Source organism: Helicobacter sp. 12S02634-8 (genome assembly GCF_002272865.1).
Taxonomy (GTDB): Bacteria; Campylobacterota; Campylobacteria; order Campylobacterales; family Helicobacteraceae; genus Helicobacter_J.
The window spans coordinates 1-17,344 of record NZ_MLAP01000010.1 but is presented as its reverse complement, the minus strand read 5'-3'; the positions used below and the strand labels follow the sequence as shown (position 1 = coordinate 17,344).

Genomic DNA, 17,344 nt, shown 5'->3' with positions numbered 1-17,344 from the left:
TGATGGTCTTTTCCCCTTGTGATTCGATGATATAATGCTGCAAATCATGTGTCAGTATCGCTTCTTCGATTGGATTTTTCTTATTTTTCATTGTTCCCCTTTCATTAAATAATAGATAATCGATAATCGATAGCTAAAGCCCTCACGCCATAGCTTCAAACACTATAGGCTACGAATTTTAGCGATTTCATCGCGCAATCTTGCTGCTTCTTCAAAATCAAGCCGTTTAGCACTCTCGTGCATTTTTTGGCTCAATTCTTTGATGATAGCATCGCGTTCAGATTTAGGAATTTTAGCTTTTTTGAGAGCTTTTTCATAGAGCTTGGCTTGTGTGCTCGATTCTAGCCGCAGCTCTTCTTCGATATTTCTAGCAACGGACTTGGGCGTGATATTGTGCGCTTGGTTGAAAGCTTGCTGTTTTTTGCGCCGATAATCTGTGATATCCATCGCCCTCTGCATACTGCCTGTGATTTTTTGCGCGTATAAAAGCACACGCCCATTGACATTGCGCGCTGCCCTACCCATTGTCTGGATTAAGCTTGTTTCACTCCGTAAAAAGCCCTCTTTATCAGCGTCCATAATCGCCACTAAAGACACTTCAGGGAGATCCAACCCCTCGCGCAGCAGATTGATTCCAATCAGCACATCAAAATCCCCCATACGCAAGCCCCTGATGATATGGTTGCGCTCGATTGCATCGATTTCACTATGCATATACTGCACCCGAAGCCCTAGCTCTGTATAATACTTACTGAGCTCTTCAGACATCTTTTTAGTCAATGTCGTAACAAGCACGCGTTCATTGCGAGCAACGACCTTTTTGATCGCATCATAGAGGTCTTGGACTTGGCTCTGACTATCGCGCACTTCATAGATAGGGTCTAGCAAGCCCGTAGGCCGGATAATCTGCTCAGCAATATTCCCTTTAGAGAGTTCTAGCTCCAAAGGAGCAGGCGTGGCTGATACAAACAAATAATGTGGCGCTTTATGGATAAATTCATCAAACTTCAACGGGCGATTATCTAGCGCTGAGGGCAAACGAAATCCATACTCTACCAACACATTTTTGCGGCTCATGTCCCCTGCATACATACCTCCAAATTGTGGCAAGCTCACATGGGATTCATCGACTATCACCAAATAAGGGCGGTCTTTTTGCGCAAAATAATCAAGCAAACTAAAAGGCGTTTCCCCCGGTGCTTTGCCTGTGAGATGGCGCGCATAGTTTTCAATGCCTTTACAAATCCCACTAGCAGCTATCATCTCTAGGTCAAATTCTGTGCGACTTTTGAGTCTGCTGTATTCGATCATTCGATTTTCTTGCTTGAAAAATGCTAAGCGACTAGCGAGCTCTTCTTCGATACTCTTGAGCGCTAAAGACAATCGGTCTTGCCCGACGATGAATTGATTGGCTGCATACAAGACATAAGAATCAAGCTTTTTGACCTCTGTGCGCTCGATACTATCAAACACCCCAATCCTTTCAATTTCATCGCCAAAAAACTCCACACGCACAAACTCCACTTCATTATACGCAGGGAAAATATCCACACTCTCGCCCTGCACTCTGAAATGCCCCCGTTCAAAAAAATTATCATTTCTACTATAGCCCATATCCACAAGCTTGAGTAAAAACTCCTTATAAGGGCGCCTTTGCCCCACTTCGATTTTTTCTATCATTGTTAGATATTCGCTCGGATTACCCAGTCCATAATTAGCCGATACACTCGCAACAACAATCACATCATCATAACCAAGCAATGAAGTCGTCGCTGCAAGGCGCAAGCGCTCTAAATCATCATTGATAGCGCTGTCTTTTTCGATGAATAAATCACGACGTGGGATATAAGCTTCAGGCTGGTAATAATCAAAATGTGAGATGAAATATTCGACACGATTATGCGGGAAAAATCCCTTGAATTCACTATAGAGCTGCGCGCACAAGGTTTTATTATGGCTCATGATTAAAGTGGGCATTTTGAGCTTTGCAATGATATTTGCCATCGTATAAGTCTTGCCACTCCCTGTCACTCCAATGAGCGTTTGATAGGGATTGCCTAAGGCGATACTCTTGCTTATCTTTGCGATTGCTTCAGGCTGATCCCCTGCAGGCGCATAAGCAGAGTTGAGTGAGAAATTTGCCATCATGATTCCTAAAAAATAATAAAATATTCGTTACAATTATACAAGAATTCATTGTTTGTATGGCTTCTTTATATCTGCTTGTTTGGAGGATTATAATGGCGCTGATTGATAAATTGAGTGAAAAAATCGACCTTTTGTTAGAAAAAATCACATCTCAAGAAAATGAAATCGAACAATTGCGATTGAAAATCACAACTTTTATGGCCCAAAATGAAGAAAAAGATCGTCAAATCTCTGCGCTTTATGAAGAAATCGCCAACAAAGACAAGGGCGTGCAAGAACTCTATGACAAAATCCAAGAAGTATGGGACAAATGACACAAGATCATATTGAAATCAAAATTTCTGGGAGAAAATTCCATATCAAACTCAATAACTTCACCCCAGAAGCCAAAGATGAAATTATTCAGACCTTTGACCAAAAAGACTTCGAGCTCACCGAACTCCTCAAAGCCCATCTAGGCAAGATACAAGACTATGCCAACCTCAACCAAAACCTCAAAAGCCTGCTTGCAAAACTCTCTGAATGCACTACTATAAAATAGCCCCTCTCAAGGCAAATTCCCCTGTTCTCACCTATGCAGGGACAGAAAAAATGCAAAAAGGCGATATCGCTATCATACCTATCAAAAATCAAAACAAACAAGGCGTGGTGCTAGAGTCTTGCTTAAAGCCTGATTTTGTCTGCAAACAAGCAATCAAAAGCACGCAATATTTCAACGCCCATCAAATCCTTTTGGCTGAATTCATTGCGCAATATTATTGCTGCAGCTATGGGCAAGCTTATGGGCTATGTGTGCCCTTTGAATCAACCCTCAAACCAAGCGTGCCCCCTACGCACGCCCCCATCTGCCCGCCCCATACCCTCAACACACTCCAAGCCCAAGCCCTCCAAAAAATCCAAACGCAAAACTCTAGCTTGCTTTTTGGCGATACAGGCAGTGGCAAGACTGAAATCTATATCCACGCACTCAAAGAAACTCTAGAAATGGGAAAAAATGCAATTTTTTTAATGCCTGAAATTGCGCTGACCCCTCAAATGCAAATGCGTTTAGAAAGTGTATTTGGCGAGAGTGTAGGGATATGGCATAGCAAAATCACTGCTAAAAAAAAGTCTCTCTTGCTCTCTTTGATACAAACAGGCCAGATAAGAATCATCGCAGGGGCAAGGAGCGCACTATTTTTACCTCTAGCAAATTTAGGACTTCTTATCATCGATGAAGAACACGATGACGCTTATAAATCCCAATCCACACCCAAATACAACGCTAGAGATGCGAGCCTTTATCTAGGGCATAAAGCCCAAATCAAAGTGATCTTAGGCTCTGCAACTCCAAGCTTAAACAGCTATTACAACGCCCAAAAAAGCAACACGCTCATTCGCCTCAAAGGCCGGCATTTCCACTCCCAAAAACAGATACTTTTTGAAAATACACCCACACAAATCACGCCCTTTGTGCTCGACCATCTCTCTGAAGTGCTAAAAAAAGGGGAACAAGCGATTATATTTTTGCCCACAAGGGCACATTTTAAAACCATCTTGTGCCAACAATGTTTTGAGAGCGTGCAATGCCCATTTTGCAGTATCGATATGAGTTTGCATTTGGATAAAAATATCCTCTCTTGCCACTACTGCAACCACGCAATGCCTATACCCTCAGTTTGCCCTAAATGCGGGAGTGATGACCTCTCATCACAGCGCCTAGGCACAGCACAAGCAGCCACTGAACTCAAAACCCTCCTCCCTCAAGCCTCTATTGGTGTCTTTGACAAAGACCATACCAGCACGCAAAACAAGCTCAAAAAAATCCTGACTGATTTCAATCAAGGCAAAATAGACATACTCATTGGCACACAAATGATCAGCAAAGGCCACGATTACCATAGTGTCAATCTGGCTATTATCCTAGGGATTGATTATCTACTCAAAAGCGGGGATTACAGAAGCTATGAAAAAACCATCGCTTTAATGCATCAAATCGCAGGGCGCAGTGGGCGAAAAGAAAATGGCAAAGTCATTATCCAAAGCACGCAATCTGAATTTCTAAAAAACTTTATCCAAGATTATGAAGATTTATTGCATTTTGAGCTCGAGCACCGCTCCCACTCTTATCCGCCATTTTCAAGGCTAGCACTCATTAGCTTTGCCCATAAAGAAGACGCAAAAGCAAAAAACAACCTAGAATCTGTCCTAAAAATCCTAGAATCGCACAAAACTCCAGAAATCACTATCATTGGAGCAGGAAAATGCGCGATTGAAAAAATTGCTTCCAAATACCGCTATCAAATATTCCTTCGCTCCCACTCTGCTATGACTCTCATCAAGCTCATGCATACCATCAGCCCATACGCACAAAAGATGGGGTTTGAGATCGACATAGACCCCATCTTGATTGCTTAATTCTAAGATCACCCAATCAGTGCATCATTTCTTGATAAGGCCCAAAGAGATGTTGTTTTTGTGGGAATTTATCCAAATAAGGCCCTGTAACAGCATCAACAGGCTTGACTCTTTTATCGGGGAAGTCTTTTTCGCCACCTTTTTTGATCGGGCGAGGTTGTGAGTTGATATAAGCTGCGACATCATAAGCTTCTGCATCGCTCAAATCAGGATTGCCTTGGGGCATATTGGCCTTGATATAAGCTGCGGCTTTGAGCTCTCTATGCATACCCGCACCTGTATTGTAGCTGTCTTTGCCCCAAAGTGGTGGGAACATGTAATACGCCCCTGTTGTATCGGGATTTTTTAGCCCTTGCCCATCAGCTTGATGGCAGGCCACGCATTTTTCTTCATAGACAAGCTTGCCTTTCTTAGGATCAGCTGCGCGATCGAGCAAAGCCATCTTAACAAGCCCTTGACCCTTGACCTTTGCTCCCACGGGGATACCTTGAGAGAGCCACTGCATATAAGTCAGCATTGCGAGCATTTCTTTAGAATCCAAAGGCAATGGCTTGCCTGCTAGACTCCTTTGCATACAGCCATTGATACGCTGCTCTAAGGTATTGATAGAATCGCTCCGACTTCTGTATTCAGGGAAACGCCCCCATATACCCACAAAAGCAGACTGATAAGGCTTAGTCCCCCCTGCGGCGTGGCAGCTCGAACAAGAGAGATTATTGCCTGCAAATCGTTTTTTAGGATCTTTGGCTTGTGGGCCAATATACTTTGTGGTTTCATTGAGTATTTGATTACCCAAGATCACCATTTCAGCATATTTAGAATCTTTAGGCATTTTACTTGCATCAATATAGCCATCTTCTTGCATAGCTGCAGGGAGCTTCCACTCAGCCACAGGCAAATCAATCCCTGTCGCTTCTTTGCGTTTTTGCAGTTCTTTATCAAAGCCAAAGCCCACAACTCCCAGCAATGGCAAAATCATCAGAACTCTGAGTCCTTTCAGTCCAGCTCGTTTCATCATATCTCCTTTTAGATTATATGCCTAATCTTACTACTAAATAATTAAAAAATAATTAAAAAATAATTAAAAATTTATAGTAAATATGGAGGTATCTTGATATTTATGATTGAAAGCCCATATTTTTCTCCCCATCAAAATTACCATTTTGCTCTTTCTTGATCTCTTCGACAAAATCTTCTTTACTGAATACAGCATTATTGCGTGCTGCGACCTTGTATGCAGTGTTTTTGACTACCAATGAAATCTGCCCCCCACTCAAAGAATACACAGCGAGCTCTTGGGCTAAAGATACGATATCATGGGCTTGATATTGGGCATTTTTGGGGAGATATTTTTGCCATAATAAAATCCTTTGCTCCAAAGAGGGCTTTTTGAATTCGATTTTGTAATTAAAGCGCCTAGAAAAGGCTGAATCAATCGTTTCTAAGAGATTAGTCGTTGCAATCAAAATCCCCTCAAATTTTTCAATTTGCTCCAAAAAGATATTCTGCATTTGATTATGCATTTTTTCGACCCCGCTCCCTGAACTCACGCGTGTGCTTAAAAACTGATCGGCCTCATCGAGCAGCAATATCGGATTATTTTTGAGCTTTTTGGCAATTTCTTTATAACCATCAAAGATTTTGCGGACATTTTTTTCTGATTCACCAACATACATAGAAAGGATTTTAGAGCAATCAAAGCTGATTACGGGCTTTTTAAGGCTTTTAGCAATACCTAGCGCACTCAAAGTCTTGCCTGTCCCAGCAGGACCATAAAAAATAATCCGCGCATCAATCCCCTTGCCCCTTTCTTTGATCCCCCATTTTTTCAATCGTGCGATCACTTGGGTATCCACTTGTCGGAGCAAGCCATCTAAGGTTTCTCTAGTTTTAGGGTATAGCACCACTTCTTCAAGCCCGATTTTAGGCTCTAATATCTCAAAAATCTCTTGTTCTTTAACGAGCGATTCGAGCGTGATTTTGGTGCGCTTTTTCTTGCGATTGGGGTGTATGATGACTTGCAAAATATCTTCAGGGATAAAAAATGTTCGGCTGATACCACCAAATGGATTGAGCATTTCATCATAATCAACAAGGTTTTTTTCTACTAAGGTGCTTTTTTCATCTAACAAAGAGCGATTTTTAATGCGGTCATATTCATCTTCGCTCACCAAATCAATCAAGCTATTCATATCCCGCAGATTGTCATCACTGCCTGCATATTCTTCTTTGAGCAAGGCAAAAAATATAATCTCTTCTTTGGCATTTAAGCCATTTTCTTTGATGAGAGTCTGGACTTGCATTGGAGTTTTGGTGATTTGCAAACGCGAGATGATACGCTCTTCAAGGAGCTTTAGGCGATATTTGGTGCGAGAGAGGGAGGTGGGGGGCATTTTTTGGAAACTATAGCCAAGCTTTTGGAGCAAGTCAATACGCAAAAACTGATCTTTGAGGTATTCAAGATGGTCTTCATAGGGGATAATTTCTGGAAGTTCTAGGTTGAGCGAGCCATCTTCTAGGAGCTTTAAAAAGCTAGGACTCAAAGCGATATTAGTATTCAAAAGCTCCAAAATAGCCATTTCATTAGTCCTTGTGGCGATAAATCCACTCTGCACCACCCAGCCCAGGTCTAAGAGATTTTTGATAGCAGGCAAATATGCAAGCAAAGCCGTGTCTTTCTTTTTAAACACACCCTCAAGCAAACCAAGCACAACAAATTCATCATTACCCCCTAGCAGGGCTTCTGCCATATAGCGCAAAATCTGTGCTTCGAGTATGTCGCATTTGAGATAAGCATAAATAGCTGTGCGTTTGATGTCTTTTGTCTGGATAAAATCAATATAATATTTCAAGTATCTTTCCTTTTTGTGAAGCTAAAAGGGTAGTTGGCAAAATGCTCAATGGGCTCTAAATGGATAATGATCTCCCACTCTCTGCTGCGCTCTAGGGCTTTGATTTGTGCTTCTATCTGATCAGAGATACTATGGGCAGTGCATAATGTGATACCCTCTTCAAAGATAATATAAACAACCACAAATGCGCGATCACCGACAATACGCGTCTTGAGATTATAAAATCCAACAATCTGACTTGCGTGCAAAATATCAGTAATCTGTACTTGCATGACTGGAGGCAAAGCCCTATCAAGCAACATCAATGCCCCATTTTTGATAATCCTCAAAGCACCATAAGCAATATAAATACTAATCAATATACCCAAAATAGGATCTAAGAGATAAAATCCCCAAAAACTCATCACTAGCAATGAAAGCAATATCGCACCATTGCTAAAAAGATCACTTTTATAATGCAACATATCTGCTGCAATCACTGCATTGCCACTGCTTTTAGCGACCTTACCTAGCACCCACACCAAAGCCCCCACCATCACAATACTCAGCACCATCACAAAAATAGCCATATCTGTATAGCTCAAGCTCTCTTGATGGCTAAGATTCCAAAGGGATTGATAAAAAATATACACTGCTGACCCTAAAATCACGATCCCCTCAAGCAAAGCAGCGATATACAAGAGCTTGCCAAAGCCATAATTAAAATTTTGATTCGCAGGTTTCTCAGCATTTTTAAGGGCAAAGTAATTAAACAGCGACATACAAATATCCAACAAAGAATCAATCGCACTCGCTAGCACCACGATAGACCCACTAGAAAATGCTACGATAAATTTAATAACAACCAAAAATCCCGAAGTCAAAGCAGCGATAATTGTCGCTCTTTTGGGAGTAAGAAATTCCATAGACACTACCCCACCCAAAACACACCCCCAAAATACGCCCCCCTCGATATATATACACAAACACATACACTTACACAAGCTTTTACACAAACTCTTATAGCGCACAATTGCATCAGTTCATTGAGGGCTTGCTTGGCTTGGTATGTATCCATCTTATTCTTGCACTCCATCTGGTTCTTGCATTGTATCTTGGTCTTTAGACACCCCTCTACCTCTGGGGGTAAAGATGATAGGAGAACCGATAAAATCAAATTTTTCCCTCATAAAGTTAACCAAATATCTTTTATAGCTAAAATGCAATGATTGGGGGCGATTCATCACAAGGGCGATCTGAGGGGGTCTTGTGTCATATTGAGTGGCATAATAAATTTTGACTATCTTGCCGTGATCGCTAGGGAGAGGGTGGCGCCTTGTCGCTTCAGCGATACTTTCATTGAGTAAGCTTGTGGGGATACGATAAGAAAAGTGTTCATAGACTTCGAGTATCTTTTCTTTGAGTTCTTTGATATGGCGATGATTCAATGCACTCACTGTCAGCACAGGGGCGTATTCTAAAAATCTGAATTTGCGCTTGAGCTCTGATATGATCTGCTGGTATTGCCCACATCTAATATCCCATTTATTGAGAACTAAAATCGTGCCCAAAGCATATTTATCAACCAAAGAGCTGATTTTTTCATCAAGCTCAACAAAGGGTCTGCTCGCGTCCAAGACAAGCAAGGCGATATGGGCTTTTTCTAAAACCTTGCTTGTCCGATCGAGGGCATATTTTTCAATCCCTGAGGTTTTGCCTCGGCGTCTGATACCTGCAGTATCAACAAAACAGACATTTTTATCCCCGATATTGATCCTCTCATCTACAGGGTCAATCGTTGTCCCCTCTATCGCAGATACTACGCTCCTTTGCTCTCCAATCAATGCATTGAGTAAGGAGCTTTTTCCGACATTGACCCTACCGATAATCCCCACTTGAATACTCTCTCCATCTAAAATGGGTGCTTTGGCTTCAGGGACTTTTTGGAGAAAATCTATCAAATCTTCTGACCCATCATCTGCTTGTTTTGTTTCGATGATTGTCTTTGCGCCCAATCCTAGCTCAAGCAACGCTCCATTGATAAGGGCTGCAATCCCTTTATTATGGCTCACTGAGATAAAATACATCGCTTGAGTCCCAAAGCAAACAAATTCATAAGCCAATTGCTTTTCTTTGTCATTGTCAATTTTATTGATAACCAAAAAACATTTGGCATTGATTTTGCTAATCTCTCTGAAAAGCTTTTTGTCATCATCTTGCGCAAGGGCTTTGCCATCGACAACATAAAATACCAAATCAGCCTCACTCGCGGCCTTAAGACTGAGCTCTCTGACCTTGCTAAAAAGCAAAGAACTCGTATCAAGCCCGCCAGTATCGCAGATTTGGATATCATTGCCCTCTAAGGCGATGACTTTTTTATTGACATCTCGAGTTGTCCCTGAGATATCTGAAGTGATAGCAATCCTCTCTTGGGCTAAGCGATTGAATAAAGAGCTTTTTCCGACATTTGGTTTTCCTAAAATTGCGATTTTTTTCATAAATTTGCTTCTCTTTAATGATAATTTTCTTATAATTTTTAGGATTCAGAGTGTAACTATATTTGGGTGATGCAATCATAACCAAAAGTTGAAGATTATAGGAGTTTTAATGAAAAAAGTTTTATGGGGAATCGTCTTTCTTGCTAGTCTTTCTCATCTAAACAGTGCACAAACAGACCCAAGCCCTGCTATCCAAAAAGAAACGATCCACTTTCCCATAGCCGATGTGGCCAATGCTCCTAAAAGTCCCACTCCCACCACACAACCCCAAAACACGCCCGCACCAAAAGTCCCTAAAGACACTCCTAAAGACACGCCCCAACCCCCTAAGACCGACAAACTCCTACAAGAAACTTCTAAGCCCAAAAAAGTCATCTTTATCCAAGAAGAATTTTATGAGCCCAAAAATGATGAAATCTCCTTAGAAAAGACAGACAAAGGGCTATTTTTAATCTTCCACTCCAAACAACTCCAAGACTTTGCCAAAGGAGGGATATACAAGACCAAACAGCAAGTCCAGACCTTTGCCCTTGAAGATTCCTTCACCCAAATCACTAATATTGATGGCAAAATCTATGAATACAAATACGCCCAAAAATCTATCGATAGATATTCTGCCATCGCACCTTATCAAAAATACGCCCTCAAAGAAATCTCTGCTGCTAAATATCAAATCCCTCTCAAAAAAATCCCCCAAATCTTTGACATCAAAGAATGCAAAATCGTTATCAAAAAGCAACTCACTGGGACACTCAATCAAAAAAAAGAAGTGATCATCAATTTAGATACCAAAAGAGAACTGCGGAATAAAAGCTATTTTGATTTGTTTTTAGAATGCCCAAAATAATGGCGACCCCTGAAAGATTTGAACTTCCGTTCCCACCTAGAAAGGGTGGTATCCTTGGCCACTAGATGAAGGGGTCAAATTGCAAGCAACAATCAAAATTCAAATAACAAAGTTAAAAATGTGGTTTAAAAGAAATGAAGTGGCGGAGCGGACGGGGCTCGAACCCGCGACCCCCTGCGTGACAGGCAGGTATTCTAACCAGCTGAACTACCGCTCCAAAATACTCTATGGTGGTCGCTACAAGGCTCGAACTTGTGACATCTACCTTGTAAGGGTAGCGCTCTACCAACTGAGCTAAGCGACCAATGCGAGTGTTATCAAATAACTTGGGGAATCAAAATTAAAAAGTGGTGACCCCTAGGGGACTTGAACCCCTGTAGCCACCGTGAAAGGGTGGTATCCTAACCGCTAGATGAAGGGGCCACTTATAACTTTTCAAATATGGTGACCCGTGTTGGATTCGAACCAACGGCCCATTCCTTAAAAGGGAATTGCTCTACCAACTGAGCTAACGGGTCAAACATCTTAGCTTCTATAAATGATCAATCTAGTTGTTTGTTTTTTGGAGATAATCTCTACAAAAGAGCGAAATTATATTTTTTTTATGCTCTTTTGTCAAGCTTTTTAGCAAAATTTAGAGATTTTTGCCAATCGCTCTAAGGCTATCTGGCAACTTTGGTGCTGGATCTCTTTGCGCTCTCCTGTCAATAAATGCCGCTCCACTATAGGCTCTAGCCCATATCTTTGCACCCCTATATAAACCGTTCCTACAGGATTTTGCGCACTCCCTCCACTTGGCCCAGCCACCCCAGAAGTCGCCATGGCATATGTAACCCCAAAGACCCTAAAAACCCCCTCAAGCATAGCACGCACCACAGGCTCGCTCACTGCCCCATAGCACTCAAGCAATTCTTTTGGCACGCCCAAACATTGATGTTTGATCTTATCTGTATAGCTGACTATCCCCCCTAAAAAGACTTCTGAAGCGCCTGCTATGGCTGTGAATTGATAGGCCAAAAGCCCGCCCGTGCAGCTCTCTGCTGTCGCAATGCTTTGATGATTTGTTTGTAGAGTTTTGATGATACCCTCACTCAAAAAAGTCATTTTATCTTGCATACTACCCCCCTTGTTTGGTTATAATCATTATACAATAGCCAATCAATGCCAAAAGGAGATACAATGCCAAAACACAAGCCCATCATCACAACAAGACCAGAATCTCAAGCAAGCAAAAAGCCCATATACAGCAAGCAAGGCAAACTCAAAGAGTGGTTTTATGAACAAGAAATCATCAAACTCCAAATCGAGCTCGTGAAGTTGCAATATTGGGTCAAAAAGACCCATCAAAAAATTGTCATCATTATGGAGGGGCGAGATGGCGCAGGCAAAGGAGGGACAATCAAAGCACTCAGCGAACATCTCAACCCCCGAGGGTGTCGTATCGTAGCTCTCCAAAAGCCCACAGAAACCGAAAAATCACAATGGTATTTCACCCGATACATCAGCACGCTCCCCTCTGGCGGGGAAATCGTGTTTTTTGATCGGAGTTGGTATAATCGTGCTGGTGTTGAAAAAGTGATGGGCTTTTGCACTCAAGAAGAATACAAGCAATTCATCTATCAAGTCACTAACCTTGAACAAATGCTTATCTCAAGTGGCACAATGATTTTTAAATATTTTCTCAATGTCAATCAAGCCGAACAAAAGCGCCGTATCAAAAGCCGCAAAACAGACCCACTCAAGATGTGGAAACTCAGCCCCATTGACTCTAAATCCCTTGATTTATGGGAAGAATATACAGAAGCATTTGAAAAGATGTTTTCACGCACGCACACCCCTTATGCCCCTTGGATTATCGTTGATTCTAATGACAAAAAATCTGCTCGACTCAATCTATGCAGAGATCTATTAAGCAAAATTGATTATGAAGACAAAGACCCTAGCAGTGTCTGTCTGCTCGCAGACCCTAAAATCATACACCCCTATGCACAAAATACAGCTATCAAAAGCCCTTTATAAGCACTTCCCATAGCCCCTCCACCTCCCCATCAGGCACATGCAAGGCAGATTTAAGGGCTAAAAACTCTAAAATCATATCTTTCACAAACACCCTCCCTCCTATGCAATAGGGATGTGCGAACAAAAACGCCCTCCCAAGGCTGATACGCGCTCCCAACCTCTCCCCGCACACAAAGCAAGTTTCTCCCCCTCTCTCGCTCTCATTTTTAGCTGATGGTGTATCAATGCCGATAGATTGGTATCGCTCTCCTTGGATATATGGGCTTGTATGCTCTGCCCTACCCTCAAACCCCAAAAGCTCTGCATACATCTCAAGGCCTACGCGCAAAGGATTTTGTCTATGCATTTTCTCCCCCCCTTTTTGGAGCATTTCAAAATAAAAGCTATCGAGTGCATACACCTCCCATAAATGCTTATGCAAAAGCCCGATAAATCTCTGCCAAACATAAACCCGATCCAAGCTCTTTTCCCAAGCAAAGCCCAAATGCACCACATTGCGTAATTTAGGTAAAAATAAGCCATTGCCCTCTTCTTCAAAATCGATTTTTTTACCCCGATGGACAATGCTATGCCTACTCCCATAGAATCGATAGAGCCGCTTGATAGAAACAGGCGTCAAAATATGCACAATCAAATCTTCGTTTTTTACTGGGGCTGTATTCAAGATATAGCCTTGCACATCTCCTCCTGCCTTTAAGGTTTAGCTTACAAGAAATCATTTATAATACTCGCTTGATTCCAAAGGAAGCACCAAGGAAAACTTGTGAGCGATTTTATCCAAGCAGCGATTCAAGCGAGTCGGGAAATTATAGAAATTCTATCACAACGAAAGCCAGAATATATGCAAAAGCATCAAGTGGGTGCGGGGGGCGATGTGAGTTTGGGGGCTGATCTTATCAGTGAGGCGACCTTTGCTCGTTATCTCTTACCCATAGCCAATATCGATTCTGAAGAATCTGGCTATATGCAGGGCTATGGAGAAAATATCATCATCTTAGACCCCTTAGATGGCAGCGATAACTACATTTCAAATATCCCATATTATGGAGCTTCTATAGCCTTATGTGGTGCAGATGGCACAACCCAAGAGGCCATGATTGTTAATTTTTGCACAAAAATGGCTTATTATCACGACTCTCAAGGCATTGTTTGCCAAGATCTCATGAGTGCTAAAATCTCACGAGAAGCACAAGAAAATACGGCTACAAGGTGTGGGATTTTTGAAAAAGCTTATTCTAATCCCAAGCTCGCTGCCAAGCTCTTTTCTCAAAAAATCAAATTCCGATCATTAGGCGCTAGTGCTATCTCTCTTGCTTATGCGCCTTATGTTAATTTTATGCTTTTTGGGGGTAAAATCAGAAAATACGACTCCCAAGCAGGGTTGTTTTTATGCAAAAACTTATGGATAAAAAACACGCCAGACTTTTTGCTTGTAAGTAGAAATAAGCAAATCTTTGATATGATTTCAGAAATTGCCAAAAAGGACTAGAAATGGGCTTTGCCGATTTTTTAAAAAATCTTAAAAAAGATGAAAGCAAATCAGCACAAAAAGACACTTCTAGCCATTGGATCAAATGCCCTGGTTGCTCAGCTTTGATGTATTATAAAGAAGTCTTTTCTCAATTGCAAGTCTGCCCAAAATGCAATTATCACTTCAGGATTTCAGCCACAGATCGTATCGCTCTTTTGTGTGATGAGGGGAGTTTCACAGAATATGACAAGACTTTAAAGCCCATCGATCCACTGAATTTTGTCGATAAAGAAAGCTACAAACAGCGCATCAAAAAATACGAGAGCAAGACAGGGCGCCCAAGCGCAGTCATATCTGGAGAAGCTGCTATCTGCCATACTCCTATGCAAATTGTGGTGTTTGATTTTGCTTTTATGGGTGGGAGTTTGGGCTCTGTGGAGGGCGAAAAAATTGTACGCGCTATCAATCGTGCGATAGCCAAAAGACAGGCTTTGCTGATTGTTTCTACTAGTGGTGGGGCGAGAATGCAAGAATCAACCTATTCGCTCATGCAAATGGCAAAAACAAGTGCAGCCCTCAATAAACTCAGTGAAGCCCGACTGCCTTTTATTTCCTTGCTCACAGACCCTACTTTTGGAGGTGTAAGTGCTTCTTTTGCCTTTTTGGGCGATCTCATCATCGCAGAACCTGGTGCAATGATTGGCTTTGCAGGAGCAAGAGTCATCAAGCAAACAATTGGGGCTGACTTGCCTGATGGCTTCCAAACGGCAGAATTTTTGCTCGAACACGGGCTGATTGATATGGTAGTCCATCGGAAAGAGCTGAAAAAAACCTTGAGCGATTTGATCCATATGCTCACCCCTTGCCATGAAATGCAACCTATATTCGATCACTAAACCACACGATGGTATCGATATTTTCATCAAACACTATCAAAAGCAGTGCCAGCAATTCAATACCCAACTCTGCATCCATGACACCCATAATGCCCACATCGCCCACGCCCAAAAAATTTCTGAAAAATCTGCCCAACAAGCCTATAGCAAGGTCTTGACCCCTTATATCTCAGAGGGTAAAAATATCGCCTTACACCCTGCAGGCAAGGCAGTAGACAGCCTAGAATTTGCTGCCTTACTCCAAAACAACAATCAGATTAATTTTTTTATCGCGGGGGCTTATGGCTTTGAAGAGAGCTTTATCAAAAAATGTATCGCTATCAGTCTTAGCCCAATGATTTTTAGCCATCAGATCGTTAAGATTATCTTGTGTGAGCAGATTTATCGGGCTTTGAGCATTATCAATCATCATCCATATCACAAATGAGGAGGGGACATTGGATAAGAAAAATTTGAAATTTTTTGAAAATATGCTACAAAAGAGGCTTGAAGAAATCACTTCAAATATCAATCTGAGAAATACTAGCTTGATGGAGCTTTATACAGCTAATCTCAAAGACCAGAGCGATATTGTTTCAGCCACTCTCCAAGGGGAGCTGGATTTTTTGATGTTGCAAAAATATGGATTAGAATTAAAAGATATAATACATTCATTGCAAAAAATCAAAGACAAAGCTTATGGGATTTGCGAGATGTGCGATGATGAGATCGATATACAAAGGCTTAAAATCAAGCCACACGCCAAATATTGTATCCGCTGCAGGGAGTTGCACGAAAAATCTAAAAACAGGATCAAAAAATGAAATTTAAGTATTACATTGCCTTTGCCATTTTGTTCATTATTGGCACAGCTCTTTATATCTATAGCCTTGATTCGAGCACTTACACACTCTCTACCCCCCATCAAGCCCAGTCTTTCAATCTCCCTGTGGCTATTTGGGTCGCCATAGTGATTTTGATATTTTTTATCCTGTCTTTGGTATTTTTCTTGGGTGAGTGGATCCGAGGTCTAGTGGCTAAATACAACAACAATAGAGATTTTGACAAAATCACCCAGCAAATCATCGACCAAAGTATGCAACAAAGCTTTACCAAGCAAAACTACAAAAACTATCATTTTGACCTTATCGCAAAAATCCTAGCTCGCTTTAGACTCACTCCCGACCTCAACACGCCGCTAAGCTCTGCATATAAAATCGATAAGCTCTTTGATATTTGCACCCAAATCGAGGGAGGCAATGAACAAGATCTGAAAAAATACAACCCCTCAGAGGACAATGAATTTTTTATCAAAAATATCCACAACAAAATCCAAAAAGACCCTAAATCTGCCCTAGAAATCCTCAAAAGCACACACAATATCCCACTCAAAAAATACGCCTTTATCCATATCGCACAAAAAGGCAAGGACAAAGATATCCAAAAAGCCCTAGAACTCTCTAAAGATTTTTTGGATAAAGAAATGCTCAAAGAAGTCTTTATTGCCTATTCTCAAAATCGCACCACACTCCAATATCAAGACATTGCCACACTCTGCCAAAACGCCTGCTATGATCCAAAAAACTACCTCAAACTCGCTCAAGCTTCCAAGCCTTTCCTCTCTCCAGATGAGTGGCTCAAGCTCTTTGAATACCTAGCTGACAAAGATGAAAACGCCGAAAAAAGCTACCTCTACACCCTCTTAGACCTAGAGATGATTTCTGAAGTCAATGAGCGTCTGCATATTCGATCGCAGAGTGAATTTATCGTCATCAAAGCTTATCTTGACCTCAAAAAAATAGGCAAAAACTACCCACTTGAAGTCTTTTTTGCCTTGGATACATAAACTTATGCCTTAATGATTCTTTTTGTCATCAAAACTATGCACTTTAAATAGCTAGTATTATCCAATCATCTAGTGATAATCAGAATATAATATACACAATGGGGCAGCCCTTCATCATAGAATCCAAAAGATCTCTCACCCATTATCTTTCCAAACAAAAGACACTGCAAATCCAGCAGACCAATCCTCCCATTTTAATATCCATTAAAAGGCTAGCCACCCTACTTGGGATATTATCAGATAATTCTTTTCCCATTTTTCCACACTCCTCATTATTTGTATTAAATAAATGATAATTTAGTGCAGATGGCAAAGACTATTTACGACTATTGGTTTACACAATTTGACTTTCCCGACGAAAACGGCAAGCCTTATCGTTCCTCAGGTGGTCAAATGGTGTGGAATGAGCAGT

General features: G+C 41.4%; 17 protein-coding genes and 5 tRNA genes. 10 read left to right on the top strand and 12 right to left on the bottom strand.

The window, feature by feature from the left end; all coding sequences use genetic code 11:
* Positions 1–162 precede the first annotated feature (162 nt).
* Positions 163–2,145 (bottom strand): excinuclease ABC subunit UvrB, encoded by a 1,983-nt coding sequence (uvrB, locus tag BKH46_RS07105; protein ID WP_095226140.1) that lies wholly within the window; start codon positions 2,143–2,145, stop codon positions 163–165.
* Positions 2,146–2,240: 95 nt separating this feature from the next.
* Between uvrB and BKH46_RS07100 the strand changes: the two genes are divergently transcribed.
* The 3 genes from BKH46_RS07100 to BKH46_RS07090 are packed head-to-tail and all read left to right on the top strand — an operon-like array spanning position 2,241 to position 4,545.
* The gene (locus BKH46_RS07100; RefSeq protein ID WP_095226139.1) at positions 2,241–2,462 is read left to right on the top strand and encodes a DUF904 domain-containing protein; all 222 of its coding nucleotides are present in this window, start codon (positions 2,241–2,243) and stop codon (positions 2,460–2,462) included.
* A complete protein-coding gene (locus BKH46_RS07095) occupies positions 2,459–2,689 on the top strand; it encodes a hypothetical protein (protein ID WP_095226138.1) in 231 nt (76 codons plus the stop codon). Before BKH46_RS07100 ends, BKH46_RS07095 begins: the two co-directional genes overlap by 4 nt.
* Positions 2,671–4,545: a primosomal protein N' gene (locus BKH46_RS07090; RefSeq protein WP_095226137.1), complete on the top strand. Its 1,875-nt coding sequence runs from the start codon at positions 2,671–2,673 to the stop codon at positions 4,543–4,545. Before BKH46_RS07095 ends, BKH46_RS07090 begins: the two co-directional genes overlap by 19 nt.
* Before the next feature lie 16 nt (positions 4,546–4,561).
* Here the strand turns inward: BKH46_RS07090 and BKH46_RS07085 are convergent, their stop codons facing one another.
* From BKH46_RS07085 to der, 4 genes are all read right to left on the bottom strand, one after another.
* On the bottom strand, positions 4,562–5,560 hold the full coding sequence (locus BKH46_RS07085; protein WP_253248330.1) for a c-type cytochrome: 999 nt from the start codon (positions 5,558–5,560) through the stop codon (positions 4,562–4,564).
* Between the two features lie 103 nt (positions 5,561–5,663).
* Positions 5,664–7,397: an ATP-binding protein gene (locus BKH46_RS07080; RefSeq protein WP_095226136.1), complete on the bottom strand. Its 1,734-nt coding sequence runs from the start codon at positions 7,395–7,397 to the stop codon at positions 5,664–5,666.
* The gene (locus tag BKH46_RS07075; protein WP_095226135.1) at positions 7,394–8,368 is read right to left on the bottom strand and encodes a cation diffusion facilitator family transporter; all 975 of its coding nucleotides are present in this window, start codon (positions 8,366–8,368) and stop codon (positions 7,394–7,396) included. The genes BKH46_RS07080 and BKH46_RS07075 overlap by 4 nt, the downstream gene beginning before the upstream one ends.
* Positions 8,369–8,455: 87 nt before the next feature.
* Positions 8,456–9,874, bottom strand: coding sequence for a ribosome biogenesis GTPase Der (gene der / locus BKH46_RS07070; RefSeq protein WP_095226134.1), 1,419 nt, complete (start codon positions 9,872–9,874; stop codon positions 8,456–8,458).
* Positions 9,875–9,983: 109 nt separating this feature from the next.
* Here der and BKH46_RS07065 point away from each other — a divergent pair, with 109 nt between their 5' ends.
* Positions 9,984–10,721 (top strand): cell surface protein, encoded by a 738-nt coding sequence (locus tag BKH46_RS07065; protein WP_095226133.1) that lies wholly within the window; start codon positions 9,984–9,986, stop codon positions 10,719–10,721.
* On the opposite strand, the gene BKH46_RS07060 is transcribed toward BKH46_RS07065, so the two are convergent.
* The 6 genes from BKH46_RS07060 to BKH46_RS07035 all read right to left on the bottom strand — a co-directional run bounded on the left by BKH46_RS07060 (position 10,722) and on the right by BKH46_RS07035 (position 11,837).
* Positions 10,722–10,797 (bottom strand) — tRNA-Glu (locus BKH46_RS07060). It abuts the gene before it with no gap.
* Positions 10,798–10,861: 64 nt separating this feature from the next.
* Positions 10,862–10,938, bottom strand: a tRNA-Asp gene (locus BKH46_RS07055).
* 11 nt (positions 10,939–10,949) lie between these two features.
* Positions 10,950–11,025, bottom strand: a tRNA-Val gene (locus BKH46_RS07050).
* Positions 11,026–11,069: 44 nt separating this feature from the next.
* Positions 11,070–11,144: transfer RNA gene (locus BKH46_RS07045), tRNA-Glu, on the bottom strand.
* Between the two features lie 19 nt (positions 11,145–11,163).
* A tRNA-Lys gene (locus BKH46_RS07040) sits at positions 11,164–11,239 on the bottom strand.
* A 106-nt stretch (positions 11,240–11,345) separates the two neighbouring features.
* Positions 11,346–11,837 (bottom strand): CinA family protein, encoded by a 492-nt coding sequence (locus BKH46_RS07035; RefSeq protein WP_253248329.1) that lies wholly within the window; start codon positions 11,835–11,837, stop codon positions 11,346–11,348.
* A gap of 63 nt (positions 11,838–11,900) precedes the next feature.
* Between BKH46_RS07035 and ppk2 the strand changes: the two genes are divergently transcribed.
* A complete protein-coding gene (ppk2, locus tag BKH46_RS07030; protein ID WP_095226132.1) occupies positions 11,901–12,740 on the top strand; it encodes a polyphosphate kinase 2 in 840 nt (279 codons plus the stop codon).
* Here the strand turns inward: ppk2 and recO are convergent.
* Positions 12,724–13,419: a recombination protein RecO gene (gene recO / locus BKH46_RS07025; protein ID WP_095226131.1), complete on the bottom strand. Its 696-nt coding sequence runs from the start codon at positions 13,417–13,419 to the stop codon at positions 12,724–12,726. The two genes, ppk2 and recO, sit on opposite strands and share 17 nt — an antisense overlap.
* An 84-nt stretch (positions 13,420–13,503) precedes the next feature.
* Between recO and BKH46_RS07020 the strand changes: the two genes are divergently transcribed.
* Genes BKH46_RS07020 through BKH46_RS07000 form a run of 5 tightly spaced genes read left to right on the top strand, consistent with a single transcriptional unit; the run spans position 13,504 to position 16,932 of the window.
* Positions 13,504–14,229: an inositol monophosphatase family protein gene (locus tag BKH46_RS07020; RefSeq protein WP_095226130.1), complete on the top strand. Its 726-nt coding sequence runs from the start codon at positions 13,504–13,506 to the stop codon at positions 14,227–14,229.
* A gap of 2 nt (positions 14,230–14,231) precedes the next feature.
* Positions 14,232–15,107 (top strand): acetyl-CoA carboxylase, carboxyltransferase subunit beta, encoded by an 876-nt coding sequence (gene accD, locus BKH46_RS07015; protein WP_095226129.1) that lies wholly within the window; start codon positions 14,232–14,234, stop codon positions 15,105–15,107.
* Complete coding sequence (locus BKH46_RS07010; protein ID WP_095226128.1) at positions 15,079–15,534, top strand: 23S rRNA (pseudouridine(1915)-N(3))-methyltransferase RlmH; 456 nt, start codon at positions 15,079–15,081, stop codon at positions 15,532–15,534. The genes accD and BKH46_RS07010 overlap by 29 nt, the downstream gene beginning before the upstream one ends.
* Before the next feature lie 10 nt (positions 15,535–15,544).
* The gene (dksA, locus tag BKH46_RS07005) at positions 15,545–15,910 is read left to right on the top strand and encodes an RNA polymerase-binding protein DksA (protein WP_253248328.1); all 366 of its coding nucleotides are present in this window, start codon (positions 15,545–15,547) and stop codon (positions 15,908–15,910) included.
* Complete coding sequence (locus BKH46_RS07000; protein WP_095226127.1) at positions 15,907–16,932, top strand: hypothetical protein; 1,026 nt, start codon at positions 15,907–15,909, stop codon at positions 16,930–16,932. The genes dksA and BKH46_RS07000 overlap by 4 nt, the downstream gene beginning before the upstream one ends.
* Positions 16,933–17,344 lie beyond the last annotated feature (412 nt).

Excerpts from the sequence above, each read along its gene's own strand:
- uvrB (WP_095226140.1), bottom strand. The coding sequence starts at position 2,145 with ATGGCAAATTTCTCACTCAACTCTGCTTATGCGCCTGCAGGGGATCAG.
- BKH46_RS07100 (WP_095226139.1), top strand. The coding sequence starts at position 2,241 with ATGGCGCTGATTGATAAATTGAGTGAAAAAATCGACCTTTTGTTAGAA.
- BKH46_RS07095 (WP_095226138.1), top strand. The coding sequence starts at position 2,459 with ATGACACAAGATCATATTGAAATCAAAATTTCTGGGAGAAAATTCCAT.
- BKH46_RS07090 (WP_095226137.1), top strand. The coding sequence starts at position 2,671 with ATGCACTACTATAAAATAGCCCCTCTCAAGGCAAATTCCCCTGTTCTC.
- BKH46_RS07085 (WP_253248330.1), bottom strand. The coding sequence starts at position 5,560 with ATGAAACGAGCTGGACTGAAAGGACTCAGAGTTCTGATGATTTTGCCA.
- BKH46_RS07075 (WP_095226135.1), bottom strand. The coding sequence starts at position 8,368 with ATGTGTTTGTGTATATATATCGAGGGGGGCGTATTTTGGGGGTGTGTT.
- der (WP_095226134.1), bottom strand. The coding sequence starts at position 9,874 with ATGAAAAAAATCGCAATTTTAGGAAAACCAAATGTCGGAAAAAGCTCT.
- BKH46_RS07065 (WP_095226133.1), top strand. The coding sequence starts at position 9,984 with ATGAAAAAAGTTTTATGGGGAATCGTCTTTCTTGCTAGTCTTTCTCAT.
- BKH46_RS07035 (WP_253248329.1), bottom strand. The coding sequence starts at position 11,837 with ATGCAAGATAAAATGACTTTTTTGAGTGAGGGTATCATCAAAACTCTA.
- ppk2 (WP_095226132.1), top strand. The coding sequence starts at position 11,901 with ATGCCAAAACACAAGCCCATCATCACAACAAGACCAGAATCTCAAGCA.
- accD (WP_095226129.1), top strand. The coding sequence starts at position 14,232 with ATGGGCTTTGCCGATTTTTTAAAAAATCTTAAAAAAGATGAAAGCAAA.
- BKH46_RS07010 (WP_095226128.1), top strand. The coding sequence starts at position 15,079 with ATGAAATGCAACCTATATTCGATCACTAAACCACACGATGGTATCGAT.
- BKH46_RS07000 (WP_095226127.1), top strand. The coding sequence starts at position 15,907 with ATGAAATTTAAGTATTACATTGCCTTTGCCATTTTGTTCATTATTGGC.